The organism is Actinomadura pelletieri DSM 43383, assembly GCF_003634705.1.
Lineage (GTDB): Bacteria > Actinomycetota > Actinomycetes > Streptosporangiales > Streptosporangiaceae > Spirillospora > Spirillospora pelletieri.
Genome location: NZ_RBWU01000006.1, coordinates 626,795 through 653,489, shown reverse-complemented (window position 1 = coordinate 653,489; position 26,695 = coordinate 626,795). Strand labels below are relative to the sequence as shown.

The 26,695-nt window shown below is 69.8% G+C and carries 25 protein-coding genes and 1 riboswitch; of the genes, 7 read left to right on the top strand and 18 right to left on the bottom strand.

Translation table 11 applies throughout. The features are described from left to right. Positions 1-747: 747 nt before the first annotated feature. Positions 748-1,035 carry a hypothetical protein gene (locus BZB76_RS28295; protein ID WP_147449583.1) on the bottom strand — a complete coding sequence of 96 codons (288 nt, stop codon included), beginning with the start codon at positions 1,033-1,035 and terminating at the stop codon, positions 748-750. A 130-nt stretch (positions 1,036-1,165) separates the two neighbouring features. Beyond that, positions 1,166-1,753 carry a phospholipid scramblase-related protein gene (locus tag BZB76_RS28290; protein WP_121437430.1) on the bottom strand — a complete coding sequence of 196 codons (588 nt, stop codon included), beginning with the start codon at positions 1,751-1,753 and terminating at the stop codon, positions 1,166-1,168. 575 nt (positions 1,754-2,328) lie between these two features. On the opposite strand from BZB76_RS28290, the gene BZB76_RS34985 reads away from it, so the two are divergent. Beyond that, entirely contained in the window at positions 2,329-2,850 is a 522-nt protein-coding gene (locus BZB76_RS34985; protein WP_170180786.1) for a hypothetical protein, read from the top strand. Between the two features lie 33 nt (positions 2,851-2,883). Here the strand turns inward: BZB76_RS34985 and BZB76_RS28280 are convergent, their stop codons facing one another. The 8 genes from BZB76_RS28280 to BZB76_RS28245 all read right to left on the bottom strand — a co-directional run bounded on the left by BZB76_RS28280 (position 2,884) and on the right by BZB76_RS28245 (position 10,878). Further along, positions 2,884-3,483 carry an LURP-one-related family protein gene (locus BZB76_RS28280; RefSeq protein ID WP_170180785.1) on the bottom strand — a complete coding sequence of 200 codons (600 nt, stop codon included), beginning with the start codon at positions 3,481-3,483 and terminating at the stop codon, positions 2,884-2,886. 182 nt (positions 3,484-3,665) lie between these two features. Then, complete coding sequence (groL, locus tag BZB76_RS28275) at positions 3,666-5,297, bottom strand: chaperonin GroEL (protein WP_117405244.1); 1,632 nt, start codon at positions 5,295-5,297, stop codon at positions 3,666-3,668. A gap of 1,351 nt (positions 5,298-6,648) precedes the next feature. Beyond that, positions 6,649-7,053, bottom strand: coding sequence for a hypothetical protein (locus BZB76_RS34350; RefSeq protein WP_147449582.1), 405 nt, complete (start codon positions 7,051-7,053; stop codon positions 6,649-6,651). Between the two features lie 218 nt (positions 7,054-7,271). After that, positions 7,272-7,562, bottom strand: a complete 291-nt coding sequence (locus BZB76_RS28265; RefSeq protein ID WP_121437427.1) for a hypothetical protein — start codon at positions 7,560-7,562, stop codon at positions 7,272-7,274. Positions 7,563-7,600: 38 nt separating this feature from the next. Then, complete coding sequence (locus BZB76_RS28260) at positions 7,601-8,011, bottom strand: hypothetical protein (RefSeq protein ID WP_147449581.1); 411 nt, start codon at positions 8,009-8,011, stop codon at positions 7,601-7,603. A 127-nt stretch (positions 8,012-8,138) separates the two neighbouring features. Further along, complete coding sequence (locus BZB76_RS28255) at positions 8,139-8,417, bottom strand: MoaD/ThiS family protein (protein WP_121437425.1); 279 nt, start codon at positions 8,415-8,417, stop codon at positions 8,139-8,141. 15 nt (positions 8,418-8,432) lie between these two features. Beyond that, entirely contained in the window at positions 8,433-9,677 is a 1,245-nt protein-coding gene (gene thrC / locus BZB76_RS28250) for a threonine synthase (protein WP_121437424.1), read from the bottom strand. Positions 9,678-9,693: 16 nt separating this feature from the next. After that, positions 9,694-9,835, bottom strand: a riboswitch (SAM riboswitch). A gap of 89 nt (positions 9,836-9,924) precedes the next feature. Continuing rightward, positions 9,925-10,878: a cation diffusion facilitator family transporter gene (locus tag BZB76_RS28245; RefSeq protein ID WP_121437423.1), complete on the bottom strand. Its 954-nt coding sequence runs from the start codon at positions 10,876-10,878 to the stop codon at positions 9,925-9,927. 99 nt (positions 10,879-10,977) lie between these two features. Here BZB76_RS28245 and BZB76_RS28240 point away from each other — a divergent pair, with 99 nt between their 5' ends. Beyond that, positions 10,978-12,450, top strand: a complete 1,473-nt coding sequence (locus tag BZB76_RS28240) for an alpha,alpha-trehalose-phosphate synthase (UDP-forming) (protein ID WP_121437422.1) — start codon at positions 10,978-10,980, stop codon at positions 12,448-12,450. A gap of 508 nt (positions 12,451-12,958) precedes the next feature. Here the strand turns inward: BZB76_RS28240 and BZB76_RS28235 are convergent. Together BZB76_RS28235 and BZB76_RS28230 are read right to left on the bottom strand one after the other, a co-directional pair. Continuing rightward, entirely contained in the window at positions 12,959-13,984 is a 1,026-nt protein-coding gene (locus tag BZB76_RS28235; protein WP_246007260.1) for a sulfotransferase family protein, read from the bottom strand. Between the two features lie 91 nt (positions 13,985-14,075). After that, positions 14,076-14,627: an RNA polymerase sigma factor gene (locus tag BZB76_RS28230; RefSeq protein ID WP_117405237.1), complete on the bottom strand. Its 552-nt coding sequence runs from the start codon at positions 14,625-14,627 to the stop codon at positions 14,076-14,078. On the opposite strand from BZB76_RS28230, the gene BZB76_RS28225 reads away from it, so the two are divergent. Both BZB76_RS28225 and BZB76_RS28220 read left to right on the top strand, forming a co-directional pair. After that, positions 14,626-16,788 carry a serine/threonine-protein kinase gene (locus tag BZB76_RS28225; protein WP_246007259.1) on the top strand — a complete coding sequence of 721 codons (2,163 nt, stop codon included), beginning with the start codon at positions 14,626-14,628 and terminating at the stop codon, positions 16,786-16,788. The genes BZB76_RS28230 and BZB76_RS28225 overlap by 2 nt on opposite strands. 169 nt (positions 16,789-16,957) lie before the next feature. Continuing rightward, positions 16,958-17,569 (top strand): PadR family transcriptional regulator, encoded by a 612-nt coding sequence (locus BZB76_RS28220; RefSeq protein WP_121437419.1) that lies wholly within the window; start codon positions 16,958-16,960, stop codon positions 17,567-17,569. A gap of 338 nt (positions 17,570-17,907) precedes the next feature. On the opposite strand, the gene otsB is transcribed toward BZB76_RS28220, so the two are convergent. After that, the gene (otsB, locus tag BZB76_RS28215; RefSeq protein ID WP_246007258.1) at positions 17,908-18,726 is read right to left on the bottom strand and encodes a trehalose-phosphatase; all 819 of its coding nucleotides are present in this window, start codon (positions 18,724-18,726) and stop codon (positions 17,908-17,910) included. An 85-nt stretch (positions 18,727-18,811) separates the two neighbouring features. Next, positions 18,812-19,132, bottom strand: coding sequence for a DUF3263 domain-containing protein (locus BZB76_RS28210; protein ID WP_246007257.1), 321 nt, complete (start codon positions 19,130-19,132; stop codon positions 18,812-18,814). A 343-nt stretch (positions 19,133-19,475) separates the two neighbouring features. On the opposite strand from BZB76_RS28210, the gene BZB76_RS28205 reads away from it, so the two are divergent. Then, positions 19,476-20,084: a MarR family winged helix-turn-helix transcriptional regulator gene (locus BZB76_RS28205; protein ID WP_246007256.1), complete on the top strand. Its 609-nt coding sequence runs from the start codon at positions 19,476-19,478 to the stop codon at positions 20,082-20,084. Between the two features lie 11 nt (positions 20,085-20,095). On the opposite strand, the gene BZB76_RS28200 is transcribed toward BZB76_RS28205, so the two are convergent. The 4 genes from BZB76_RS28200 to BZB76_RS28185 form a co-directional block, all read right to left on the bottom strand. Continuing rightward, positions 20,096-20,386, bottom strand: a complete 291-nt coding sequence (locus BZB76_RS28200; RefSeq protein ID WP_211343222.1) for an SHOCT domain-containing protein — start codon at positions 20,384-20,386, stop codon at positions 20,096-20,098. A gap of 124 nt (positions 20,387-20,510) precedes the next feature. Beyond that, positions 20,511-22,598 carry a S8 family peptidase gene (locus BZB76_RS28195; protein WP_121437417.1) on the bottom strand — a complete coding sequence of 696 codons (2,088 nt, stop codon included), beginning with the start codon at positions 22,596-22,598 and terminating at the stop codon, positions 20,511-20,513. A gap of 191 nt (positions 22,599-22,789) precedes the next feature. Beyond that, on the bottom strand, positions 22,790-23,074 hold the full coding sequence (locus tag BZB76_RS28190; protein ID WP_121437416.1) for a GlsB/YeaQ/YmgE family stress response membrane protein: 285 nt from the start codon (positions 23,072-23,074) through the stop codon (positions 22,790-22,792). Positions 23,075-23,150: 76 nt separating this feature from the next. Further along, positions 23,151-23,822 carry a TetR/AcrR family transcriptional regulator gene (locus BZB76_RS28185; RefSeq protein WP_170180784.1) on the bottom strand — a complete coding sequence of 224 codons (672 nt, stop codon included), beginning with the start codon at positions 23,820-23,822 and terminating at the stop codon, positions 23,151-23,153. A gap of 218 nt (positions 23,823-24,040) precedes the next feature. Between BZB76_RS28185 and BZB76_RS28180 the strand changes: the two genes are divergently transcribed. Both BZB76_RS28180 and BZB76_RS28175 read left to right on the top strand, forming a co-directional pair. Further along, positions 24,041-25,213 (top strand): FAD-binding oxidoreductase, encoded by a 1,173-nt coding sequence (locus BZB76_RS28180; RefSeq protein WP_170180783.1) that lies wholly within the window; start codon positions 24,041-24,043, stop codon positions 25,211-25,213. Positions 25,214-25,242: 29 nt separating this feature from the next. Continuing rightward, the gene (locus tag BZB76_RS28175; protein WP_121437413.1) at positions 25,243-26,694 is read left to right on the top strand and encodes a DHA2 family efflux MFS transporter permease subunit; all 1,452 of its coding nucleotides are present in this window, start codon (positions 25,243-25,245) and stop codon (positions 26,692-26,694) included. Position 26,695 lies beyond the last annotated feature (1 nt).

The window sequence follows — 26,695 nt, the reverse complement described above, 5'->3', positions numbered from 1 at the left end:
TAAGCACGCCGCCAGCGTTCGTCCTGAGCCAGGATCAAACTCTCCATTAAGGCCAAACGACCACACCAAAGGGCGAACTCCGATGCAGCCAAACCATGGAAACAATCCCAGCAAAACAACCCACCCAACGGATGGGTCGCACTGCCTCAAAGAAATCCCCGACCACCCCGAAAGGATGGCCACGGGGCGACCCGACCAGAAAACCGGTCGAGCCGATAAAGGCACTGGCTTTTAACACGCTGTTGAGTTCTCAAGAAACGGACACCCACCGACTGGATTCGCTTTCGCGTTTCCCGCTTCGGGGCGACTGCTCTTACTTTACCGGTTCCGATCGAATTGTCAATTTCGACCTTTCCCGACACCCGATCTCCATCGCTTTCGCGATGTCGGCCGGATGGTGGTGCTATTTCATCAGGTCCGGCTCGATTGTCAAAATCGGGCCTTTCCACCCCACCATGACAGCGCGCACACGGCGAAGCCGAGTCGCTTGTCGTTGGTGGGTTCCCCTCGGATCGGCCGCCTTCCGGCGTCCGCTTCCCTGTGGGGCGAAGTGAACAGTATGCCCCCGACGTGCGGACGTCAAACCGGCTCGCGTGTCATGGCGGCGTCCGATCGGTCAGGGACGGCGCCCTGGTCGAGAGTCCGCACTCGCCCTACCTTGGGTTTTGTCCTACTTCGCCCGCCTTGTCCTACTTGTAGGAGCGGTCAAAACGCTGATTGTTTCTTTTTGGCAACGGCGATGAGCGGCTACGACTCGGCCAGGTATCCCCCGATGAACAGAACGCCTTCGGCCAGCACCCATGTGACGGCGGCCACGGCGAGGAGCGTGTCCAGCCGGTCGGGTCTGCGTCGCACTCCCGGCATCGACCAGGCGGTCACGACAAGGACCGTTGCGAGAACGGCCAGCGGTGCGGAGACGCGTACGGCGTCGTCGAAAGCCGCGCTGCATCTCTGGTCGCGTTGTTCGTCCTCGCCGCAGAAGGCGGCGTCGCCCCAGCCGCCGACCGCGGAGAAGAGCCACAGGACAGCCAGCACGGAATTCGCGATCGTGGGAACGGCCGGTGAGATCCACCAGCTGTCCGAGCGCCCGGGCATGGCCTCCACGAACGGAACGTACCTCGCGGTACCACGACCGGGAAGTCCCACATGCGAGGTCCGGGCCCGGTCAGGTGATCTCCTTGCTTTCGTGCAGGTTCATGTCCATGACGATCGCCGTCATGACGCACATGGTCCGTAGCGGTTCCGGAACAGGGTCGTAGATCTCCACGGAGTACTTGTCCGCCGTCGTCAACAGGTGGGTGGCGAGGCCGGCCCACTTCTTGCGAACGTGCGCGACCTTCGTCCCACCGGTGTCGGACACCTCGAAGTTGTTCCGCGGAACGTCCACGGCGACCGCGCCTACCAGGGTGCCGTCCCCGTCGTAGACGACATAGCGCCGTCCGATGCGTTCGGTGACGAAGGAGCCGACGGTTTCTTCCTCCGGGCTGAGGATCTCCGTGTAGTCCCGGCCCTGCTGCTTGTCCACGATCAGCAGGGGATCCCCGTCGGGTGTGGTCAGCAGGACGGCGCGCGCGTCGAGATTCGACTTCCCGGGCACCACGCCTCGCATCCCGGCGCGTGTATCACCTTCGGTGGGCGCCGCCAGGGCGAGGAGGACTCCGTCACCGTCGAGGACCTTGTACCGCGATTTCGCGAGCGGGCCCCGACGAGGCTGTTCAACCCTGAGCAGCGAGGAGCCGAAGACTTCGTTCATCTGAACCTCCGGGGGACGCCCCAGCCCTCAGGCTGGGAAGGAATCCGCACTCGGTCAGGCGCGACCCGGCGCGGCCGGAACGGCCCGGCAACGACGTCCGCCGACACTCCGGACACTTCCGTACAACGCACTTCGGCCACCCTGTGATGTCTGCGATCATGGGGACGGCATACGGAGGTCGGGCCTCGCCCGGTTCCGACCCGGTGGCGACGCCGCACCGTACCTCCGAGCGTGCGCGCAGCATACGAACCCGGACACCAAAGCGGACCGGAAAGCCTGCACCTCCGAACGCGATGTCCTCTTTGCCGCTGGACATCGTCCTCGGAAGGCCGCTCGTTCCCGAAACGACCCGGCACCGCAATCTCGCGCGGCTCCAGGCGAAGGCAGAACACCAGCTGGCCCGCCAAGCGCGACCATAGGCCGTCATCGACTAACGACCCGTTTCGTCCGCACTGTGCTCGCACTGCCGAGGTCTGTTCGCGCTGCTGGACCCACCGACCCGGCAAGATCACGATCTCCACACCACCGCGCGGCCCTTCCCCGAAGGGCACCCGGTGTCGACTTGCGGAGGTGACATGAGCCGGACCGTCCAGGTACACCCTTGCTCCGGTTGGGGCAGCGGTCACGTGTTCTCCCGCCTCGTTCGGCCACATGCACGCCACTCGATTCGTATTGCCCTCGTCCTCGCCCGCGATCTCGTCCGCGATGTCGCGCACACCGTCACCCACGAACTCGACCTCCCCCACGACCTCGCGCGCGACCGAGAGCTGAACCACGTCCTCACCCTCGACTGCGCCCTCGACGGCGCCCTCGACGGCGCCCTCGCCATGGCCCGCGACCTCGAACTGCCAAGTGACCTCACCCATGACCTCACCCACGCCCGCAATCCCAGTGGCCTCCACCCCATGGAACTCGCCGACATCCCGGTGCGAGCGGCCCGCGCCGTTCGGTACGGTGCGCCGCCACGTCGTGATCCTGCCAAGTCCGGCCTCTCAGCGGAAGAACTTTCCGGTGCCCGCAACCTGCCGCCGGCACCGGCTACCCGGCTGACGTGCGCAAGCGACGCCAGATGTCACGTCCCGGAAACCGAGATGTGACCGATGCGCCCGCTACATGGCCGTGCGGAACCGTCAGATGCCCAGGTTGTCGAGCAGGTCCTTGCCTTCATAGAGCATGAGGTCGAGCCCGATGGGCGCCGCGACGACCAGCATGCGCAACGGGTGTGGCAGCGCGTGGTGGAACGTCACCGCGTACTTGTCGGCGGTGGTCAGGAGTGCGGTGGCCGCGCCGTTCCATTTCTTGTCCACCTGCGCGACATGCGCGCCGCCGTTGTCGAACACCTTGAACTTGTTGGTGCGCCTGTTGCCGTCGAGTCTGCCGACGGGCCGTTCCGTCGCGTCGAGGAGGGCGTACCGCCAGTTGTAGCGGTCGAGGCGGATCGAGCCGTGAAGGGCGCCGTCCGGTGTGCTGATCCAGGTCGCTTTGATCTTCTTCGGCCGTTCGATGATCAGGATCGGGGTACCTCGGGTGTCCTCCACCTGGACGGTCCGATGGTCGTCACCGTCCATGAACACCGCCCGCCATGCCTGACGGCGGAGCGACACCGCACGTTCCTCGGCGTTGGCCAGCAGCGTTCCGGCGCCGTCGAACACCTTGTACCGGGACTTGGCGGACGGGACGCGGCGCGGCTGCTCGACGACGAGTACGGGAGAGTTGAACAGGTCGCTCACATGTCCTCCGTGCGGTGCGCGGGCCGTGCCGACCGAACGTTCGCGATCATTGTGTTCGACGCGTGGGCGGCACCGCCGGTTCGGCCGCCGACCTGGATCGTCGCCGAAAGGCGAAGGGACGGCCCCTGGGGACCGTCCCTTCGGATTTGTACAGCCTTGTCCGGCGCGACCTGACCTGTGGGTCAGAAGTCCATGCCGCCGGCGTCGGGCATGCCGCCGCCCGCCGGAGCGGCGTTCTTCTCGGGCTTCTCGGCGATGACCGCCTCGGTGGTCAGGAACAGCGCGGCGATCGACGAGGCGTTCTGCAGCGCGGACCGGGTCACCTTGGCGGGGTCGATGATCCCCGAGTCGAACATGTTGACGTAGTCGCCGGTCGCGGCGTTCAGGCCCTCACCCGGGGTGAGGTTGCGAACGCGCTCCACCACGACGCCGCCCTCGAGGCCGGCGTTGACGGCGATCTGCTTCAGCGGCTCCTCCAGAGCGCGCTTGACGATGTTCGCGCCGGTGGCCTCGTCGCCCGCGAGCTCCAGCTTGTCGAACGCCTTGGCGCCCGCCTGCAGCAACGCCACGCCACCACCGGGGACGATGCCCTCCTCGACCGCGGCCTTGGCGTTGCGGACGGCGTCCTCGATGCGGTGCTTGCGCTCCTTGAGCTCCACCTCGGTCGCGGCACCGGCCTTGATCACCGCGACACCGCCCGCGAGCTTGGCCAGGCGCTCCTGGAGCTTCTCGCGGTCGTAGTCGGAGTCGGTGTTGTCGATCTCGGTACGGATCTGGTTGACCCGGCCCGCGATCTCGTTGGCGTCACCGGCGCCGTCCACGATCGTGGTCTCGTCCTTGGCGATGACGATCTTGCGCGCGCGGCCGAGCATGTCGACCGTGGTGTTCTCCAGCTTGAGGCCGACGTCCTCGCTGATGACCTGGCCGCCGGTCAGCGTGGCGATGTCGCCCAGCATGGCCTTGCGGCGGTCACCGAAGCCCGGGGCCTTGACGGCCACGGACTTGAAGATGCCGCGGATCTTGTTGACGACCAGCGTGGCCAGGGCCTCGCCCTCGACGTCCTCCGCGATGATCAGCAGCGGCTTGCCGGACTGCATGACGCCCTCGAGGACGGGCAGCAGGTCCTTGTTGGCCGACACCTTGCCCTGAACGATCAGGATGTACGGGTCTTCGAGAACCGCCTCCATCCGCTCGGGGTCGGTCACGAAGTAGTGCGAGATGTAGCCCTTGTCGAAGCGCATCCCCTCGGTCAGTTCGAGTTCCAGACCGAAGGTCTGGCTCTCCTCGACCGTGATGACGCCTTCCTTACCGACCTTGTCCATCGCCTCGGCGATCATCTCGCCGATCTGCGGGTCGCCGGCGGAGATCGACGCCGTGGAGGCGATCTGCTCCTTGGTCTCCACGTCCTTGGCCAGCTTGGACAGTTCCTCGCTGACCCGCTCGACCGCGGACTCGATGCCCCGCTTCAGCGACATCGGGTTCGCACCGGCCGCCACGTTGCGCAGACCCTCGCGCACCAGCGCCTGGGCCAGCACGGTGGCGGTGGTGGTGCCGTCACCCGCGACGTCGTCGGTCTTCTTGGCCACTTCCTTGACGAGCTCCGCGCCGATCTTCTCCCACGCGTCCTCGAGCTCGATCTCCTTGGCGATCGACACACCGTCGTTGGTGATCGTGGGAGCGCCCCACTTCTTCTCCAGCACGACATTGCGGCCCTTGGGACCAAGGGTCACCTTGACGGCGTCGGCGAGCTGGTTCATGCCGCGCTCAAGACCGCGGCGGGCATCCTCGTCGAACGCGATCATCTTTGCAGCCATAGGCTCCAGTCCTCCCGGAACAAGGTGGCTTAGATGGATCGAGCCGACGCCCGCGACGGACGGCCCCGGCCGACGACTGCCATTCCGTCGCCGAACTGAGGCCTCATCGCCCCGACCCAGACTGTGAAGTTGTCACTCTCCACAGTAGAGTGCCAACCGTTTGTTTAGCACTCTACCCCGCCGAGTGCAAGCGACGCGCATCCCCACGGGGAAGGCTTCCCTACCGCCCCAAACCCGCCCCCACCAGCACCAAAGCCCCGTTAGTCGATCCCGAGGACCGTGCAACCGGGCACTCAGGTCTCGGCCCCTGCATGAGCGTCACCTCGGCCAACACGATCCCCGCGCCCCATGATCGCCTCCCATGACTCCTCCGGACTGAACGCCTCCACCAACCGCAGAACCTGACGCACCCGCACCAACGCCCACCACGCATGTGTGGCCTGTCCCTACCAGGCCCCGAGAACTCCCGCTCGATCTGGCTCACCACCGGCAGACGGCACCGCGCGTCCACCATCTGCACCCACGAAGGCCCAACACCCGCACCACCCGATCAGCCGCCACGACGTTCCGGTCACCGGACACAACGGCTCCAACCCCGGCGCCGACCCACGCGTCGGCCCCGACCACACCCACACCACGGCCCCCCGGAGCGTGCGGCGCAAGCGCCGGGGACCGGCTCGCTCCATCCGCAGAATGGTCGCTCGTCAGTCAGCGGAGTCGATCGAAGAAGCCCTCGGCCGAGTCGTCCAACTCCAATTCACCTCGCCGGCGAGCCGGCACTCCTGCGACTTCTCGCCACGAGACCGCGATGTACTCGTGCCAGCGTTGTCGCTGATCATGGGGTTAGCCGAGCAGCAAGTGCAAGACGCCGTGCACGGCGTTATCGAGGTCGTTGACCTCAGCGCTAGCCGGCCACGCCGCCGCCAACCCCGCCAACTCCTCCCGGTGAACCCATAAGCGTACGGAAGACCCTATCCGGGAAAAAGGGACCCCGTAACGCGACTTTCGAGCATTCACCGATGATTCGCAGACCCGGACTGCACCACTACCCAGGCCAGTCGAGCCGGTAGGTGCGGAACTCCGCCCACCCGATGCATTGAGGTACGGGTGTCATTTGTGATGACTGCGCCGCCCTTCACAGAACCCGTCCGCCGCTGCGTGCAACTCTCGTCGGAGCCGGAGGAGGAAGGTGGGCGAAAACAGCGGCTACGCCGCTGGTCAAGGCACTTAGACGGCCAGGGGTATGGGACGACAGTAGGCGCGAAGGTCAGGGTGGAGTGTCGCGGCCAAGTGACCTTCGAATTTCAGCGGCGATCGCGAAGCCCGATGTTGCGTCCCACGGCACCGCTGCCTAGAGATTTTCCAGTACCGTCCATATTCGGTCTACCAACGGCCAATCTGGACGGTCACCATTCAACGTGACGATCGCCATAAGGTCGCTGCCCCGCACATTGTGGTCGTCGTTCGGGTCAGCCGCGATGACGTCCCCGGCGATGAACCTTTCACCGACGTGCATCTCAAGGGAGAGATAGTCAGTGGTCGGTTTCTCCCGCTCGTTGCCTGTGACCAGCCTGAAGCCCTGGATGGCCTCGATCTCGGGGCCCACCCAGAAGTCCGATTGGGGAGTTGGGGGTCCTAAGTATTCCGCGAGTAGCGGCGGACCGTTCTTCGAAAGGGCGTCAAGAACACGGTCCATGGCTGACGCACCGGAATCTTCTTCCGTTCCCTTGCAGAAGAAAAAGAGTTGGTAGGTCACATTCGCCCCTCGATCATCGCGCTGTCCGATTGGTTGGTCACAGCCTTTCACGGTCGGCGCGGTGGAACCAGGGCGGAACGGACGGTTCGGTTGTGCCGTGCCGAGTGCGGGCGACGCGCATTGTCGTGGGGACGGTTCATCTACCGGCCCGAGACCGTTCTCGCCTGCGCAAGGACGTCTTCGAGGCCGGTTTCGCAGGCGATTGTGCGGTTGGGGAGTCAGTCTCCGTAGAACCAGAGTTGGCGGTGGGCGCCCTTGCCCGTGAGGTCACACAGGCGCTTGAGGTGGTCTCGGACGTCGGGTACGAGAGGGCTGGTCGCCGGCAGAAGCTCCAACTCAGCCGACAGGGAGTGCACCTGGGAGCTGTTGAACATGGTGTCGGCGTAAGGCAGCAGGTGCCTCAGCATGGGGAACGTGTTCTGGTCCAGTGCCGCTATCCATGCGATATCGATCCCATGGGCGCCCTGGTCAACGATCTCGTTGAACTCCACAACCTTGTAGGTGATCACGGGTTTTATTGTGTTGGCACTGCGGCGGGGCGGCCCGGCTAACGGCCGGGGAGGGCGCTCGGGCAGGGTGGGGTGAGCAGGCTGCGGACGTCGGCGCCGGGCAGTTCGTAATGGTCGTTGGCCGCCATGGCGGCCGGGAAGACGGCGATGAGGGCGATCGCCATGGTCGGGTAGCAGGACGAGCGGAGCCAGCGGGGGGCGGGGGCGTTGGCGAGGATGACCGTCGCTGCGAGGAGGGCGCCCAGAAGGGCGCTTGTGAGTACCGTCAGGGGGAGCCAGGCGTCGTAGCCGTGACTCCAATGGGCTGCGGACGGATTGTGCAGGCACGCGGATAAGCGAGTGCGGTCGGCCCGTTCTTCCAGGGCCGACATGCCCCATAGTCCCGCGATGCTCATGCCGGTGAGAGTGGGCGGGAGGACGGCCGTCCAACGCCAGAGGAGACCTTTCATCACCGGATGATCGTAGAAATCCCGTGCCGGGTTTTCAGGCTTTCATCGAGAGATGCTGATCAAGGCGTCGGTCCGGGGCATGGTGGGATCGGCCCCGGCGCATCTCTGCGCCGGGGCCTGGGGCCTCTCAGCCTCCCGCCACGGCGGGGATGATGGAGATCTGGGCGCCCGCGGGGGTCGGTGTGTCCAGTCCCTCGGCGAAGCGGACGTCCTCGTCACCGACATAGACGTTGACGAAGCGGCGGATCTTGCCCGAGTCGTCCAGGATGCGGGCGGAGATGCCGGAGTAGCTGGCCTCCAGGTCGGCGACGACGGCGCGGAGGGTGTCGCCCTCGGCCTTCACCTCCGATTCGCCGCCGGTGTAGGTCCGCAGGATCGTCGGAATGCGCACGGAAACGCTGCTCATGCTGCTCCTTTGTTCTCAGGCGAGGCCCGCGGCGCGGAAAGCCTCCAGGGACGGGGCGATGTTCGCGGACGGTGCGACGGCGGGTGCGACGGCGTCCAGGGTCTTCAGCCCGTCCCCCGAGTTGATGATCACCGTTTCGGCGGACGGGTCGAGCGTCCCGGACGCGATGAGCTTGCGGAGGGTGGCGACGGTGACGCCGCCCGCGGTCTCGCCGAAGATCCCCTCGGTGCGGGCGAGGAGGCGGATGCCCTCGACCACCTCGGCGTCGGTGACGTCCTCGACGGCGCCGCCCGTGCGGCGGGCGACGTCCAGGACGTAGGGGCCGTCGGCCGGGTTGCCGATCGCGAGCGACTTGGCGATCGTGTCGGGCTTCACCGGGCGGATGACGTCGTGCCCGTCCTTGAACGCGGTGGCGACCGGGGCGCAGCCGGTGGCCTGGGCGCCGAAGACGCGGTACGGCCTGTCCGCGACGAGGCCCAGCTTGATCAGTTCCTGGAAGGCCTTGTCGATCTTGGTGAGCTGGGAGCCGGACGCGACCGGAACGACGATCTGGTCGGGCAGCCGCCAGCCGAGCTGTTCGGCGATCTCATAGCCGAGGGTCTTGGAGCCCTCGGCGTAGTAGGGCCGGACGTTGACGTTGACGAACGCCCAGTCGTCCTGCTCCCCGGCGATCTCGGACGCGAGCCGGTTCACGTCGTCGTAGTTGCCGTCGACGGTCACGAACGTCCCGCCGTACACGGCCGTCGTGATGATCTTCTGGGCTTCGAGGTTGGACGGGACGAACACGGCGCTGCGGATCCCGGCGCGGGCCGCGGCGGCGGCGACGGCGTTGGCGAGGTTGCCGGTGGACGGGCACGCCAGCACCTTGAAGCCGAGTTCGCGGGCGGCGGCGAGCGCGACCGCGACGACGCGGTCCTTGAACGAGTGGGTCGGGTTGCCGCTGTCGTCCTTCACCCACAGGTTCCGCAGGCCGAGGCTCTCCGCGAGGTTGTCGGCGCGGACGAGCGCGGTCAGGCCGGGCTCGGTGTTGGGTGTGTCGGCGACGTTCGACGGGACGGGCAGCAGCGCCCGGTAACGCCAGATGTTGTGCGGTCCCGCCTCGATGTCCGCGCGGGTGACTCCCCCGAAGTCGTAGGCGATCTCCAGGGGGCCGAAACACTCCTCGCAGGCGTAGTAGGGCCCGAGGTCGCGGGACGAACCGCATTCGCGGCAGACGAGAGCGGTGGCGTTTCCTAGGTCGGTGGCAGGCGTGAGTGCCATACGGGCGAGGCCTTTCTCCCCATCTTTCCTGCGCCACCCTGGTCGCAGGCCGGAGTTGGCACCATCTCCCGGCCGGCCTCGCAGGATCGCGAGTGCGCGTCAGCCGAGTGGTTGCCGGGGCTTCGTCGGGCCGGTCCCTCCACCCCTCTGGATGAGCAATATTCAGTTGTCGGCGCTTTCAACGCGTATGGGTGACTTTACCTGATCTGACCGGATGTCAGACAGGGCGGGTCCACCCATGTGAACGTTACCCGGCGCGCTCTTGATCACGCGGGCCACCCCGTGTAGGGCGCTGGGTGGGGTCCAGGAACACGTGCCGGACGGTCGGCAGCCGCTCCCGGAGCCGGCGGTCGATCGCCTCGGCGACGTCCTCGGCCTGGTCGGCGCTGAGGTCGTCGGAGAAATAGACCTTGGCGGCGACGAGGATCTGCTCCGGGCCGAAGTGCATGGTGAGCAGCTCGTCCACGCCGGTCACCCCGGGCGCGCCGACGATCTCCGCGCGGATCCGCCGTTGCGCGGCCGGGTCGGCGGCCTGCCCGATGAGCAGGCTCACGCTCTCGCGTCCGATCCAGAACGCCAGGACGATGAGCAGCAGGCCGATGAGGACGGACGCCAGACCGTCCCAGAAGTCGGAGCCGGTGATCTCACGGAGGGTCAGCCCGGCGGCGGCGAACGCGAGGCCGATCATGGCCGTGCCGTCCTCGAACAGCGCCGTCTTGAACGTCACGTCCGGCGACCGGCGCACGTGTTCGAGGATGTCGCGCCCGTTCTCGCGGGTCTCCTTGCGCGCCTGGTGGTACGCGCGGAGCCAGGACGCCCCCTCCAGGACGGCGGCGAGCACGAGCACGGCGTAGGCGAGCCGCACATCCGTTCCGGAGCCGCCGTGGCCGGTCATGGTCAGCACGCCCTCGAAGATCGAGAACCCGGCCCCGGCGACGAAGATCCCGAACGCGGCGAGCAGCGACCAGACGTAGGTCTCGTTGCCGTATCCGAACGGGTGGCGCCGGTCGGGGGGACGTTCGCTGCGCCGCAGGGAGGCGAGGAGAAAACTCTGGTTGAGGGTGTCCGCCACGGAGTGCGCGCTCTCCGCGAGCATCGCACTGGACCCGGCCGCGAGCCCGGCGATCAGCTTCGCGATCGCGAGGACGAGGTTGGCGGCACCGGCGACGAGCACGGTCTTTCTCGTCTCGGTCCTGCTCATTGCCGCCGGATACCCTCCGCTTTACCCGCTAATCGCGAGGTGGCGAGGACCACAGCGGGTCCCTTTGAGCGCGCCGACGGCAACTGAGACCCTGCGGTTATGAGCCAAGTGCTGGTGGCGTCGAACCGCGGACCGGTCTCGTTCTCACTGGCGGACGACGGGTCGCTCACCATGCGGCGCGGCGCCGGCGGACTGGTGTCGGGCCTCGCCGCCGTCATGGGCGCCCCCGGTCCGCCGGAGCCCGCCGGGACGGAGGCGGACGCTCCGGACGTGCTGTGGGTGTGCGCGAGCCTGGGCGACGCCGACCGGACGGCCGCCCGGCGATCACCCGACGGACGCCTCGACCTCGCCGGCTACGACACCGGCGGTGCCGCGGTGCGGATGCTCGACATTCCGGCCGGGACGTTCCACCGCGCGTACAACGCCGTGGCCAACTCGACGCTGTGGTTCGTCCACCATCTCCTGTACGACACCCCGCGCAGCCCCCATTTCGACGCCCGCTCCCGCCGCGACTGGCAGTCCTACGAGGCGTACAACGCGGCGTTCGCCGACGCCCTGGCCCGCGACGCCGCACCGGGCGCGAAGACCGCGATCCAGGACTATCACCTGTCGCTGGCACCGCGGATGCTGCGCGACCGGCGTCCCGACCTGAAGATCGTGCACTTCTCGCACACGCCGTGGGCACCGCCCGAGTACTACCGGCTGCTACCGGACGACATCGGCACGCAGATCCTTCTCGGCATCCTCGGCGCCGACCACGCGGGGTTCCTCACCGAGCGTTGGGCGTCCGCGTTCCTCGACTGCTGCGAACTACTGCCGGGCGCGCGTGTCGACCGCACGGCCCGCACCGTCACCTGCTCCGGGCACGTCACACGTGTGGGCGTGCACGGGCTCGGCGTCGACGGAACGGCGTTGCGTCGACGCGCCACCGAACCGGACGTCGTCGAACGGGCACGCGCACTGCGCGAACAGGTGCGCGACCGTCAACTCATCGTCCGGATCGACCGGACGGAACTCTCGAAGAACATCGTGCGAGGGCTCGACGCCTACCGCGAGTTGCTCGTCAACCATCCCGAATGGCGTGGACGGGTGGTGCACCTGGCGTTCGCGTACCCGTCCCGGTACGACCTGCCCGAGTATCGGGAGTACACGGCGGCCGTCCAGCGCACGGCCGAGCAGATCACCGACGATTTCGGCACCGCGGACTGGGATCCGCTGATCCTCCAGGTGAACGACGACCATCCCCGTTCTTTGGCCGCCCTCGGTCTCGCCGACGTCCTGCTCGTCAACCCGATCAGGGACGGGATGAACCTGGTCGCGAAGGAAGGACCCGTCCTGTCGGAGCGCGGATGCGCGCTGGTCCTGTCCAGGGAGGCGGGCGCCGCGGCGGAACTCTCCGAGGACGCGCTGACCATCAACCCCTACGACGTGTCGCAGACCGCGGAGACACTCCATCGGGCCCTCCTGATGCCACGCCACGAACGCTCCGACCGCTGCGCCCGCCTCGCCGCCGCCGCAACCGCACTCCCACCCCAAACCTGGTTCGCCAACCAACTAACCGCCCTCGACTAACCCCGCCGCCCTGAACAACAGGGACACCAGAACGACAGGCGGACGCCAGAACGACAGGCGCCCGGACAACAGGGCGCTCGGACAATCGAGCGCCCTGGACACCAACGCATCCGAACGACAAGGCCCCGACCGTAGGCGCTTTCACGACAGAGCGCCCGAACGACGGCGCTCACACCGCAGGTCCAATCGACAGAGCCCCGGTCAACAGGACGCCCGAACGTAGGGGCGCCCGGACAACAGGGCGCTCGGACAATCGAGCGCCCTGGACACCAACGCATCCGAACGACAAGGCCCCGACGGTGCGCTCGCGCCACAAAGCACCCGAACGACAAAGCGCTCGGGCGACAGAGCGTCCCGTTGGAAGGACGCCCAACCGGCGGCGCGCCCGGACGGCGGGGCGCCCGGACAACGGGACGTTCGGACGGTAGGCGCCGGGCGGCAGAGCGTCCCGGCTGGGAGGGCGTCCAAACCGGCGGGGTACCCGGACGGCAGGGGTGCCGGGTTGGGGTCAGGGGGCCGGGGTTGCGGTGGTTTCGTGGGTCGGGACGCAGGCGACCGGGTTCGGCTCGTAGCGCTGTTTCCAGCGGTCGCGTAGTGCGGCCTTGCTCTGCGCCATGCGGCGGTGGGCGCTGACCTTGGCGAAGCGGGCGAGCTGGGACGCGGGCGGCTTTGGTAGGCCGCTCGGCTCGTAGCCGTACTCGGCGAGCCGCTCTCCGAACGCGGCCTCCGCCAGGCTGATCTCCCAGGGCGCGAGTCGTTGCGCCCATGAACCGACGTGGGAGGTGGTGACGGTGTCCTTCGTCCGGCCGTGCCATTGCTTCCCGGACGAGACGGTCTGCTTGGCGAGACCGTCCGGGTGGGTCATCGCCGGGTCGAACTCCTCGCCGAGGAATCCGCAGAGCCGGGTCAGCTCGTCGGTCGGGTCGGCGACGAGACGCTCGTACTGCATCTCGTAGTAGGTGTCGGGGCCGAGTCGTTCGGTGAGCCTGCGGCCGCGGTCGATGGCCTCCCGCCACACGGACACGGCGTGGTTGATGTCCTGGTCGTACCAGGGCATCTCCAGCAGCGAGGCGACGCAGTCGCGGCCGTCCCGGATGAGGTGGACGAACTGCGCCTCCGGGAACATGCGCAGCAGCGGGCCGACGTACCGGAGGTAGCTCGGCCGCTTGTCGCCCCAGCGGGGCTTGCCGGACCGGCGCGCGTACGCGCGGAACACGGTGGCGATCGCCGAGCCCAGTGTCGGCGGTCCGGCGACGATCTCGTCGGCGACCTCGGCGGCGTCCAGGCCGAGCGCGTGGAACTTGGTCGACCGGTCGCGTGTGATCCAGTCGGCGAGCGCACGCCTGTTCTCCCTGACCCCGAGGTCACCGAAATCACACCTCGCCGTATAGGCGGGCAGGACGAACTTCGTCTCCGCGGGGACGGCGATCCGGGGATGCGAGTGCAGCATCAGCTGCAACAGCGTCGTCCCCGAACGCGGGCACCCGATGATGAAGATCGGACGGTCTTGGCGGGGGTCCGGGCAGGATGACATGCACGGCATGGTGGCTCACGGACCCGGTTCCACACCGGGTCCATGAACGCACCGTTACCGGCAGATGACCGACGTTTGGCGAGGTCAGGCGTCAGGTGTAGGAGTCGCCGAGCGTCTGCCTGACCTGCTTGCGCGCCTCGTGGATGCGGGACTTCACCGTGCCGAGCGGCAATCCGAGCTGCTCGGCGATCTCCGCATACTCCAGCTGGGACACGTCCCGCAGGACGAGGGCCTGGATGAGGTCCGGCTTGCGGGCCTCGAGGTCTTCCATGGCGTCCAGGATGTCGACGCGCGAGCCGGCGATGACGCTGGTGCGGCGCGGGTCGGGGCGCTGCTGCGGAAGCTCGCCCGCCTGCTCCACCGACCGCCGTTTCAGCGACCGGTAGGTGGACCGGGCGGAATTGGCGACGACGACGTGCAGCCACGTACTGAACCTCGACCGGCCCTCGAACCGGTGAATGTTCCGCGCGACCTGCAACAACGCGTCCTGGCAGGCCTCTTCCGCGTCCTGTCGGCAGGGCAGGAACCGGGAGCTGTGCCGCAGCACGTCAGGCTCGATCTTGCGGAGAAGCTCGTTGAGGGCGCCCTGATCGCCCTGGGCGGCCTTGACCGCCAGCTCCTCGGTCCTCTCGTCGAATGCCATGCCGCCTCAATGCTTGTTCGCACACTCACCCCGTTGTTGGGATGATACGGGAGTGTCTTTCCCACCATCAGTAGGCCGATACCGGATCGAACGCGTCCTGGGTTCGGGGGCGTTCGCCTCTGTATGGCTGGGGCACGACGACGCCCTGGATTCCCAGGTGGCCATAAAGGTCCTGTCCGGAAGCCTGATCGACGATCTCGATGTGCGCAACCGTTTCCTGGAGGAGGCCCGGATCCTGCGCCGCGCCGACTCCGAGCGGCTGGTCCGGGTGCACGACATCGGTGAGCTTCCGGACCGCCGTCCCTACTTCGTGATGTCGTACGCGGACCGCGGCACGCTCGGCGACCGGATGCGTGAGCGGCCACTTCCGGTCAACGAGGCCATCGCGCTCGCGGAGGAGATCGCCCACGGGGTCGAGGTGATCAACACGCTGGGCGTGATCCACCGCGACCTCAAGCCGTCCAACGTGCTGTTCCAGTCGACGCCCGACGGCGGAGAGAAGCTGCTGATCGCCGACCTGGGCCTGGCGAAGGCGCTCGCGCACGCGTCGGGGGCGTTCACTCTGCCTGTCGGGACGCCCGGGTACATGTCGCCGGAGCAGGCGAGGTTCGGCGGCGGCCTGGACGTCCGCGCCGACGTGTACGGGCTCGGCGCGCTGACGTACCACATGGTCGCCGGACGGCCGCCCGGCCCGGCGCCGGTCAAGTCGCCGCCGAGCGAGCGGCGCGAGGGCGTCCCCCCGGAGGTCGACCAGGTGATCCTGCGGGCCCTGGAGGTCGAGCGGGAGAAGCGGTGGCCGACCGCCGAGGCGTTCGCGGAGGCGCTGTCCACGCTGCGCCCGACCCATATTCCGCCGTCGCCGGCCCCGCGCATCGACGCGGACGCCACCGTCCAGGACTTCTACCGCGACGGCACCCGCTTCCAGCCGCCCGCCCCCGGGCAGGGCGCTCCCGGGCAGCAGGGGGTTCCGGCGGGGCAGGCCGGTCCGCGGGAGATGCGAACACGGCTCGACCAGCCCGGGGACGACGACGTCCGCACGTCCGAGATGCGCGTCCCGGCCGCGCCGGCGGGACCGGCCGGGCCACCGGCACCGGCGGCGGACCACGACCAGACGATCGTGGACGACCCGAACGGCCGGGCCACACGGTTCGGGCAGGGCGAGCCACCGACCGCGCCCGACCACGACAACGGCCGGGCCGCGGCGATGCGGCACCCGTACCCGACGCCGCCACAGCAGCCCGGTGGACCGGTCGACGGCGACGGCGACGGCGACGGCGACGGCAAGACCGCCGTGTTCCCGACACGACCACCGCAGAACGGCGCCCCCCAGGACGCGCCGGTACCGCCGATGGGCCCCGGCGGTCCGCAGGCTCCCGGCGGTCCCCAGGCCCCGGGCGGTCCGCAGGCCTATGGTGGCGCGCAGGTCCCGCCGCCACCGACCGGCTTCCAGGCCCCGCCCGGACCGATCCAGGGCCAGGGCCAGAGGCCGGGCCAGGGGTCCGGCGGCGTGCGCGGCCTGCTGGGCAAGCTCGGCGGCGGCACCACCGGAAAGTTCGCCACACCGCTGATCATCACCGTCGTCGTTCTGGCCGTCGCGCTGGTCGGCGGCCTGATCCTCGGCGTCCTGTTCTCCGGCGACGACGGGGGCGAGAAGGGCGAGAAGAAGACGCCCGCGATTCCGAAGGACTTCGTCGCGGTCTCCGACGACGCGGGCAAGATCAAGGCGGCGGTGCCGAAGGCCTGGCCGAAGGCGACGCAGGAGTCGACCTGGACGCCGTCCACGGTCAACCTCAACGACGCCCAGCCGCGTCCCGTCCTGCGCGCGACGCCCGACAAGGCGGCGTTCCTCGGCAACGGCAAGGGCCCGGGTGTCTTCATCGGCGTGACCACGGACCTGCGTCCCGGCCAGTTGCCGCCGCCGAGCGCGGCCTCCCACTCGCAGTGCACGAAGGACGAGCCGGAGAACTACACCACCCCGGACAAGGCCCTCACCGGGACGATCACGCGCTTCACCGCCTGCAAGGTCGGCACGCCGTCCGTCACCGAGGTCGGTCTGCGCGACAAGTCCGGCAGGTTCGGGCTGTGGATCCGCGTCAAGGAGACCGACGACCGGGGCGCCACGAAGGACATCCTCGACAGCCTGAAGGTCACCGGCCCCTGACGCCTTCCCTCCGCCCCCTCGGCTGACGCGCGAGCTCGCGCCGGTCCGTGCCCGTTCATTCCGCGCCGCCGTGCGCTCTCCTCATGCTGCCCTCTTCAGGGTTGCATCGCGACCTGTTGCCGATATATCGTTAATACATCGCAATCGATCATTAGCTTGAGGAGTGAACATGTACGAGCACGCGAGGAGAAGGTACGGCGGCTTCCGTGGCCCGCAGGACCGCGGGCGTCGCGGGGATCCGTTCGGTCAGTGGGGGGCGGGTGGTCCGGGCGGTTCCCACTTCGGTCCCGGGTCGAGCCATCGCGGACGCGGTGGTCGCGGCGGACGCGGGCGGCGGACCCGGCGCGGGAATGTCCGCGCGGCACTGCTCGCCCTACTCGCCGAGCGCGCCATGCACGGCTACGAGATGATCCAGGAGTTGGACGGCCGCACCGGCGGCGTCTGGCGGCCGAGCCCCGGCTCGGTCTACCCGACCCTCCAGATGCTGGAGGACGAAGGCCTGGTCAGCAGCGAGGAGGACGGCGGAAAGCGGCTGTTCTCCCTCACCGACACGGGCCGGGAGGAGGCGTCGGCGCAGACCACCGCGCCCTGGGACGAGGTCACCGAGGCCGCGGGCGAGAACGTCGTGCGCGAACGCGAGGCGATCGGCCGGCTGGTGGTCGCCCTCCAGCAGGTCATGGCGGTCGGCAGCGAGACGCAGCGGGCCCGCGCGCTGGAGGTCGTCAACGACGCCCGCCGCCGCCTCTACGGCATCCTCGCCGACGACCCCGAAGCCGAATGAACCGCCCCGACCGCGAACGCCGCGCCCCGCAAGGGCCGCGGCGTTCCCGTGTCACCACCCTGTAACCACACCACCCCGCATCCGCACACCGCATCAGATCCCTGTCGTAACACCATGTCCGCTCCGTGTCGGCACACCGCGTCCGCTTTCGTGTCGGCTTCGGGTCGGCACACCGCGTCCGCTTTCGGGTCAGCACACCGCGTCCGCTCCGTGTCGGCACACCGTGTCGGCTTCGGTCGGCACACCGCAGCGGGTCCCTGTCGCCACATGCGTCCGCTTTGGGTCGCCACATCGCGTTGGCTTTGGGTTGGTGGGCGGGGCCTGGGCGTCTCGGGGTTTTAGAGGGAGTCGGCGAGTTTTTCCAGTAGGTCGACGATGCCGGACGGGCCGTCCACGACCAGGTCCGCGCGGTCGGCCAGTGCCGTGACCTCGGCGGATCCGCTACAGACCAGCACTCCGGGCACGCCGTCGGCGCGCAGCGACTCGACGGCGTCGAAGGCGGCCAGGTCGCCGAGGTCGTCCCCGGCGAACAGGACACCGGACGGACGCTCCCCGCGCTCGGCGACGAACGTGCGCAGCGCCATCCCCTTGTCCATGCCCGGCGGGCGCAGTTCGAGGACGAACCGTCCCGGCTCCAGCGCCAACCCGGTGCGTTCGGCGAGCGCGGCGAGGATGCTGCGCAGCCGTTCGAGCGCGACCTCCGGTTCGGCGCAGCGGCGGGTGTGCACGGCGAGCGCCTGGCCCTTGTCCTCGACGAAGGTCTCCGGCGGGGCCTTGGCGGCCGCCAGGATGCCGGGCAGCTTGGCGCGGGCCTCGGCGACGCCGGGCGGCGGCTCGGGCTCGGACAGTACGCCCGACTCCCAGCGTTCGAGCCCGTACTGTCCGAGGACGACGAGCCCGTCGACGTCCTCGAACCCGCCGTACTCGACGGCGACGGCGGCGGGACGCCCGGTGACGATCACCACGGCGCCCACCCGCGGGGCGAGCCGGGCGAGCGCGGGCGCGGCGCCCGGGTGTGCCCGGGCCGAGGCCGGATCGTCGACGATCGGCGCGAGGGTGCCGTCGAAGTCGAGGCCGAGGACGGCCCCGGCCGGAGTCTTGCGTATCGCGTCGAGGCCGTCGGTTCCGGCGGCCGTCAGGGAGCGGGGAATCGTCACGTGACCAGTGAACCCTCTCCGTTCGGCGTGCCGCCAGCCGAACCCGCGAGGTCGACGGCCACGGCGGGAGGTCGGGGACGGCCGGTCAGGGCCGGATGCCGAGTCGCCGCGCGGCGCGGTTGCGCTGCCGCTGTGTCCGCATCCGGCGAAGGCGCTTGACGAGCATGGGGTCGCACTCCAGCGCCTCGGGTCGGTCGATGAGGATGTTGAGGAGCTGGTAGTACCGCGTCGCCGACATGTCGAACATCTCGCGGATGGCCTGTTCCTTGGCTCCGGCGTACTTCCACCACTGCCGCTCGAAGGCGAGGATGCGGCGGTCACGGTCGGAGAGCTGGTCTGCGGGGAAGGCGGCGTCGTCGGGTCCGCCCTCCTCTTCGGTCACGGGTGGTTCGGGGGCATCGTCCATGCTTCCGTCCTGGGGAGGGACGTCACCGCGGGGGTCACCGGGGGCGTTCGCCGCTCGCATCAGGTCCCCTCTGTGGTTACTGATCCCGGGTCGTCCGGGTTCGGGCGGGTGTCATGTTACGCGTCCGCGCCGACAAGTACCGGCTGTTCGCGGGGAACGATGGCCGCCGGTTCAGTGCATCACATCCCCGTTCACCTGGGGATCTTCAGCGCCGTGTGTCCCAGGCGGACCGCTGGTGAGTTCCGGTCCCACCGGTCACCGAACGTGTGCAGACTACATGCGTTAGGGTGGGGGTCCGCAGCGTCCGGCGTCCGACATGACAGGCACGAAACGGAGACCTCGCATGCCGACGAAGACCTCCGGCGCGGGACGGCACGGCGGCCGGGACATGCCGCCGACGCGTGACGAACGCCTCGCCGACCCCGTCCTCGCGGACATCGGGACGGCGCTGTTCCATCTGCGTCACGTCTGGGCCAAGCCCGAGCTCATGAAGCGGATCCGGGCGCAGACGCCCGGCGCCACCGGCGAGCGGCCGCTGCAGATCTCCAACCTGATGGTGGTGAACGCCGTCGCCGCCCTCACCGCCGACGCCGCGGACCGCCCGCACGACGAGATCACCGTCGGCGCCGTCGCGGAACGGCTGGAGATCGACCCGTCGACGGCGAGCCGCCTGGTCGGGCACGCCATCGACGCCGGGTTGCTGTCCCGGCGCCCCTCCCCCGTGGACGCGCGCCGCGCCAACCTCGGGCTGACCGACGCCGGACGGCGCGTCAAGCAGGTCGCCGACCGGTTCCGCCGGGCGTACCTCGACGCGCTCATGACCGATTGGTCGGCGGACGAGCGGGCCGACTTCGCCCGGCTGCTCACCCGTTTCGCGGACGCGGCGGCCCATGCGCCGAGGTACGCCGACGGCGTCGACGAGATCTTCAAGGAGGCGGGCGCCGCCGACTAGGTCGGCCCGGCTCAGCCTCCGTTGCGGAGTGCCGAACTGCGCATGAGGTACTCGTCCTCGTCGATCTCGCCGCGGGCGAACCGTTCGGCGAGCAGTTCCTGAGCCTTGGCCATCGGATCGGCCGCCGCCGCGCCGCCGCTGTTCGTCCGGCGGCGGATCAGGTAGAACGCCGCCCCCAGCACGGCCAGCCAGAACAGGGCGAACGTGATCGGGAACACGGGCCAGAAGGCGGGGGCGTCCCCGCCGTCCTCCCAGGGCCCCGGATGCAGCGCCGTCGCCTCTGCCACCAATGTCGTCAACATGGTTCATCGACCCTTCCTGTGTTGTTCGGATGAGTTCGATGCTCGATGGCGGGTTCGAGGGCCTGCATCGTCCGGTCGGAGACTCCCGCGCTACGCCCGGCGGAGTACCGCGCCGGGGCGCCGTTCACCAGCGGGACGGCGGGCGGCGGTCGTCGTCGTCCTCTTCCGGGGGCGGGACGGGCCCGTGCGGCGGCTTGTCGTCCTGCGGTTCGGGCGGGTCCGGGGGAACAGCCGGGAGGGGCGCGCTGAGGCTGCCGTCGGCCGTTCCGGAGGCGCCGTCGTCGTTTCGGGCCGAACCGTTGCGGTGGAATCCGAAGCCGTTGAGGTGAGTGCCGTTGGACCCGTTCCCGTTCCGGTGGTCGCCGTTGCGGCCCGGTCCGAACCGGCGACCGTTGGGGACGTAGCCCTTGGGCACGTGTCCGCCGTTTCCGTGGTTCGCGACGTACTCGCCGGGGATGAACGGACGAAGCTCGTTCGACCCGAGCGGCGGTCGTCCCGGCGGCAACGCAGGGGGCAACGCAGGAGGCCCTTCGGCCCGGGGCGGTGTGCCGGCGCCCTGGGGAGGGACGTTCCAGGAACCGTCCTTGGGGTCGACCGGCGGCATGTCCGGCATCGGGGGACGCGGATACGCCTCGGGGCTCTGCCAGAGCGGCACACCGGCCGGCGCGCCACCCGCAGGCGCGCCGTCCGCGGGCGTGCCACCCGCAGGCGCGTTCTCCGACGGCGCGCTCCTCGGCGGTGCGATCTCGGGCGGCGGTGCGATCTCGGGCGGCGTGACGGTCTCGGGCGCGCGTCGCACGGGCGGCGCGGCCGGGAGGCCGTAGTAGGGGACGAGGTCGGTGCCGGGGTCCTCGTCCGGGCGCCGCCGTCGCCGGAGCCGGACGAGCGCCAGCACGACGAAGATCAGAAGCCCGGCGCCGATGGCGGCGATCGGGATCAGCAGGCCCACGCCCTCGCGCTCCTCCGCCTCCGCGGCGGGTCGTGGGGCCGCGGGCGGGGTCGGTGTCTCCAGCGGCCCGCCGGAGGTCTTGCTGATCGCGTGGGCGGCGACGAGCGTCCGGACGGCGTCGACCGGTCCCCGGCAGGTCGTGGAGCCGGTCGGTTGCCCGCGGCGCGGCGGCGACCCCTTGATCAGGGCCTGCCGCACCTCGGTCGGGGTCAGCGTCGGGTACCGGGACCGGACGAGCGCGGCGACCCCGGCGACCATCGCGGACGAGGCGCTGGTGCCGGTCCCGACGATGTAGGCGCCGCTGGCGTCGGCGCTGACGATGTCCACGCCGGGCGCGCAGATCACCGCGCGGGACCGCCGGTTGCTGTCCTTCCAGAGGCGCAGCCCGCGGTCGAGCGCGCCGACGGCGATCACCCCCGGGTAGGCGGCGGGAAAGTTCTTGCGGTTGGTCCCGGACCCGTCGTTGCCCGCCGACGCGATCAGGACAACGCCGCGGCTGAGCGCGTACTCGATCGCCCGCTCCTGCGACGCGGTGCCGTTGTAGGCCTGGCGACCGCCGCCGAGCGACATGTTGATGATCTCGGCGCCATGGTCGACGGCGTACCGGATGCCCTGCGCGACGGCGTCGCGGTCGCCGGCGCCCGCCTGCTGTCCGCCGTCGCGGCGCAGCGGGTCGTCGTTCTCCAGCGTGACGCGGACGGACAGGACGCGGCTCTGCGGCGCGACGCCCATCATGCCCTGCGACTGCCCCGGCCCGTGGCCGTGACCGGCGATGATGCTCGCCATCGAGGTGCCGTGCAGGCCCCAGTAGCGGGAGCCGGGCCGCCGGGTGCCGCCGGTGAGGTCGGGCCCGTTGACGACCTGTCCGGTGAGGTCGGGATGATGCTGGTCGACGCCGGTGTCGAGGACGGCGACGGTGACGCCGCGTCCCTTGGAGTAGCGCCACGCCCTCGGTGCGCGCAGGACGTCCAGGTGCCATTCGCGGGCGCGGATCTGGTCGGTCGCCGCTTGGACGGTCGCCGTTTGGACGGTCGCCGCCTGGACGGGTGCGCCGGACGCCACCGCCCCCGGCGCGGCGACCGCGGCGCCGAGCGTCAGCGCCGCCAGTGTCGCGACCTTCCGGACACCGCGTCGACGCCAGGACGGGCGCGAAGACGAACCCGACGACGAACCCGAAGACGAACCCGAAGGTCGCTGCGGGTGCCCGTGCGGGGACAGGGCCGGTCGGGCGGGCGTCGAACGGCGCCGACCGGCTTCGGACACGCCGCCGCACCTCCCTCCCGGGCGTTTACCACGCTCCACGACGGGTCGTCATTCTGCCACGCACACCGCCGCGCGCCCGGGGCACTCGGCACATTTGGGCACGGTCCGGGACAGCGAGCGGCGATTCCCGTCGAGGCTCCCGTTCCGGTCTCCGGACGGACGACGGGCCGCGCGCCGCGCGCCGCCGGTGGTCAGCGAGGCACGCGACGGTGTTTGCGGCGCGCCTTCAGCCCCGCGACCAGGGCGACGCCCAGCATCGCCAGGCCGACCTGGAACACCAACTCGATCCAGTCGATTCCCTTGGTCGTGTCCACGCCGACCGACTGCGCGATCGCCGTTCCGGCGATCGCCGCCACGATTCCGACGACCACGGTGAGGATGATGCCGATGGGCTGGCGTCCGGGGAGGATCAACCGCCCCAGCGCCCCGATGATCGCTCCGATGACGATCGCGCTGATGATTCCTGTGACGTTCATGGCATCCCTGTGCCCATTCGAGACGTCCAGTCACATCGGCGCGGGCCGACGGCGCGTGTGCGGCCGCCGGGCGCCGTCACGAGTCGGCGTCGGACCGGTCTCCCAGGGCCTCCAGATCACCGAAGGTGAGGGCGGGGCCGCCGAGCGTTCCGGTCCGTTCGGCGGACGCGCGTAGCCCGTCGATCAGCAGGTCGAGATGCCGGTGCGCGAGTTCCTCGGTGAGTTGGCGCGGCATCGGTCCGGGGAGTGGACGGGACAGCCGCACGAGCAGCATCCCGATGTCGGCGTGCGTCACGTCCGGGCGGAGGTCGCCGTCCTCCTGGGCCGTCGCGACAAGGCCCTTCATGACGGCGACGCCGTCCTCCCGGACGGCCGAGATCTCCGCGTCGTCGAACGGGATCTCGTTCAGCAGGACGGGGAACACCGCGCCGATCCGGATGTCCAGGACACGGTGCGCGTAACGGACCAGCGCGGCGAACGCGGTCGGCTCCTCGTCCCGGGCCCGCCGGGCCTCCGCCGCCGTGCGCTGAAGCGCGTCCAGGGCGACGGCCCTGGCCAGCGCCTTACGGTCGGGAAACCGCCGGTACAGGGTCGCGATGCCGGTGCCGGCGCGCCGGGAGATCTCCTCCAGCGGCGCGCCCGGGCCCTGTTCGACGAACACCTCCGCGGCGGCGGCGATGATCCGGTTGCGATTGTCGCGGGCGTCCGCGCGGAGCGGGCGCTCGGCGCCTTTCGGCTGCTGCCCCATGGGATCAGCGTAGCAAGCATCCGGAGGCATACCCTCCAATTAACTTTAGTCACGATCATTGACTATCAAGATTTATGACCATAATGTGTGATCAGACGCACAACACTCCGACGCCCGTCGGGGCGGCCGGAAAGAGTCTACGGACACAAGTGGAGACAAACCCTCCGGCTAGTGTTACGGTGCGAACAAGTGGAGAAAAAACCTCCGGAAGGACGACCATGAACACCTCGACCGCGTCCCGAACCCGCGACCTCCACGTCATCGAGGCCACCGGCACGGCGGACGTCCGCGCCGCGATCCTCACCGCCCGCGACCGTGGGGTGCCCCTCACCGTCCAGGCCACCGGGCACGGAACCCTCGTCCCGCCGGACGAAGGAGTGCTGCTCAAGACGTCCCGTATGGCGCGTGTGCTGGTCGACCCGTCCCGCGGCACCGCCCGCGTCGGCCCCGGTGCCCGCTGGAGCGACGTCCTCGCCGCCGCCGCGCCGCTCGGGCTCTCACCGCTGTCGGGCTCGCACGCGTCCGTCGGCGTCACCGGCTACACCCTCGGCGGCGGCGTCGGCTGGCTCGCGCGGCGCTACGGGTTCGCCGCCGACCACCTGCTGCGCGCGACGGTCGTCACCGCCGAAGGCCGGACCGTGACCGCCGACGCCCACGAGAACGCCGACCTGTTCTGGGCGCTGCGCGGCGGCGGTGGCAACTTCGGCGTCGTCACCTCACTGGAGTTCCGGCTCCACCCGGTGTCCACGGTGTTCGCGGGCACCGCCGTCTACCCCGCCTCCCGGGCCGGTGAGGTGCTCACCCGTTTCCGGGACGAGGCCGAAACCCGTCCCGACGCGCTGAGCGTCACCGTCGCCGTGACGAACCATGCCGAACACGGACGGGTCGTCATCGTCCGCGGCGTCCACGCGGGCGACGCCGATGAGGGCGCGCGGGCCCTGCGGTCGCTCTGGAACGCCGGTGGGCCGCCGCTGCAGCACGACTTCCGGACGATGCCCTACGCCGAGACCGAGTCGCTCGGCGGCACCCCGCCCCACCACTTCCACCTGTTCGCCGACCTGCCCGACGCACTGATCACCGCCATCGCGCGCAGCGACGCGGCCGGGATCGAGGTCAGGCACTGGGGCGGCGCCATGGCCCGTCCCGCCCCGGACTCCGGCCCCGTCGGCCACCGCGACGTCCCGTTCTCGATCACCATCGACGGCTCCACCGCGGACGCCGCGCCGCTGGCCGCGCACTCCACCGGCGGCTCGTTCCTGAACTTCCTGCACGACACGTCGCGGACCGCGACCGCCTACACCCCGGAGAACCACCGGCGGCTGCGCGAGATCAAGCGGACCTACGACCCGCAGAACGTGTTCCACCACAACCACAACATCAGGCCCGCCTGAAGGCAGGCCTGAAATGCGAGGTGCCCACCATGACCACCACCGTCCCCACCAGACCGCCCGCATCCGCCCTCGACCGGACGATCATCGCGATCGGCACGGTGGTGGTGCTCGGCGCGATCATGTCGATCGTGGACGCGACCGCCGTCAACGTCGCCACCCGCACGCTCGCCGAGGACTTCGGCGCCTCCATCGGGACCGTCCAATGGGTCCTCACCGGCTACATGCTGGGCTTCGCGGGCGTCATTCCGATCAGCGGTTGGGCCACCGAACGGTTCGGGGCCCGCCGCGTCTGGATCACCGCGCTGCTGCTGTTCCTCGCCGGGTCCGCCCTCTGCGCGGCCGCCTGGTCGATGCCCAGCCTCATCGCGTTCCGCGTCGTCCAGGGCCTTGGCGGCGGAATGATCATCCCGGTCGCGCAGACGATCCTCGCGCGGGCCGCCGGGCCCGAGCGCATGGGGCGCGTGATGGGCTTCATCGGCATGCCGATGCTGCTCGGCTCCGTCGCCGGCCCGGTCGTCGGCGGGTTGACCATCTCGACGGCCGGTTGGCGCTGGATCTTCCTCGTCAACCTTCCGCTCGGCGTGATCGCCGTCGTGGCCGCGCTGCGCCTGCTGCCGCGTTCGCCGTCGCGTCCCGCGTCCCTGGACGTCCGGGGCCTGTTCCTGCTGTGCGGTGGCGTGACCGCGTTCGTCTACGGCACCACCGAGGCCGGACGTCCCGGCGCCCTCGACGAGCCGCGCACCTGGGCCATCGTCGGCGCGGCGGCCGTGCTGATCGGCCTGTACGTGCTGCACGCCCGCACCCGGCAGGCGCTGATCGACATCTCGCTGTTCCGCGTCCGTGGCTTCGCCGCCGCAGCCGTCACCAACGTGGTCGTGGCGGTCGCGCTGTTCGGCGTTCTGGTCCTGCTTCCGCTGTACTGGCAGATCGTCCGCGGACACGGCCCGCTCGCCACCGGTCTGCTGCTCGTCCCGCAGGCGGTCGGCGCCGCGGTGGCGATGCCGTTGGCCGGACGGCTGACCGACCGGCTCGGCGCGGGAGTCGTCGTCCCCACCGGCGTCGTGCTCGGCCTGCTGGGCACCGCCGCCTACACCCAGATCCACGCGGACACCTCACCGGTCCTGCTGGGCGCCGCGCTGTTCGTGATCGGCCTCGGTCTCGGCGCGACGATCACGCCGTCGATGGCCGCCGCCTACCAGGGCCTGCCCGGACCGCTGATCCCGCGGGCGACCAGTGCGATCAACACCCTGCAACGCATGGGCGCGTCCGTCGGCACGACCACGCTGGCGGTGATCCTGCAACACGAGATCACCGCGCGGGCCCCCGGTCTGGCCGGGGCGGCGCACGCCCCGCTGCCGGACGAGGCACGCGTCCAGGTCGCGCCGCTCCTGGCCACCGCCTTCGGCCACGCCTTCTGGATCGCTTTGGTCATCGGCGCGTTCGCCGTCGTCCCGGCGCTGCTGCTGCCGCGCGGGAAATGAC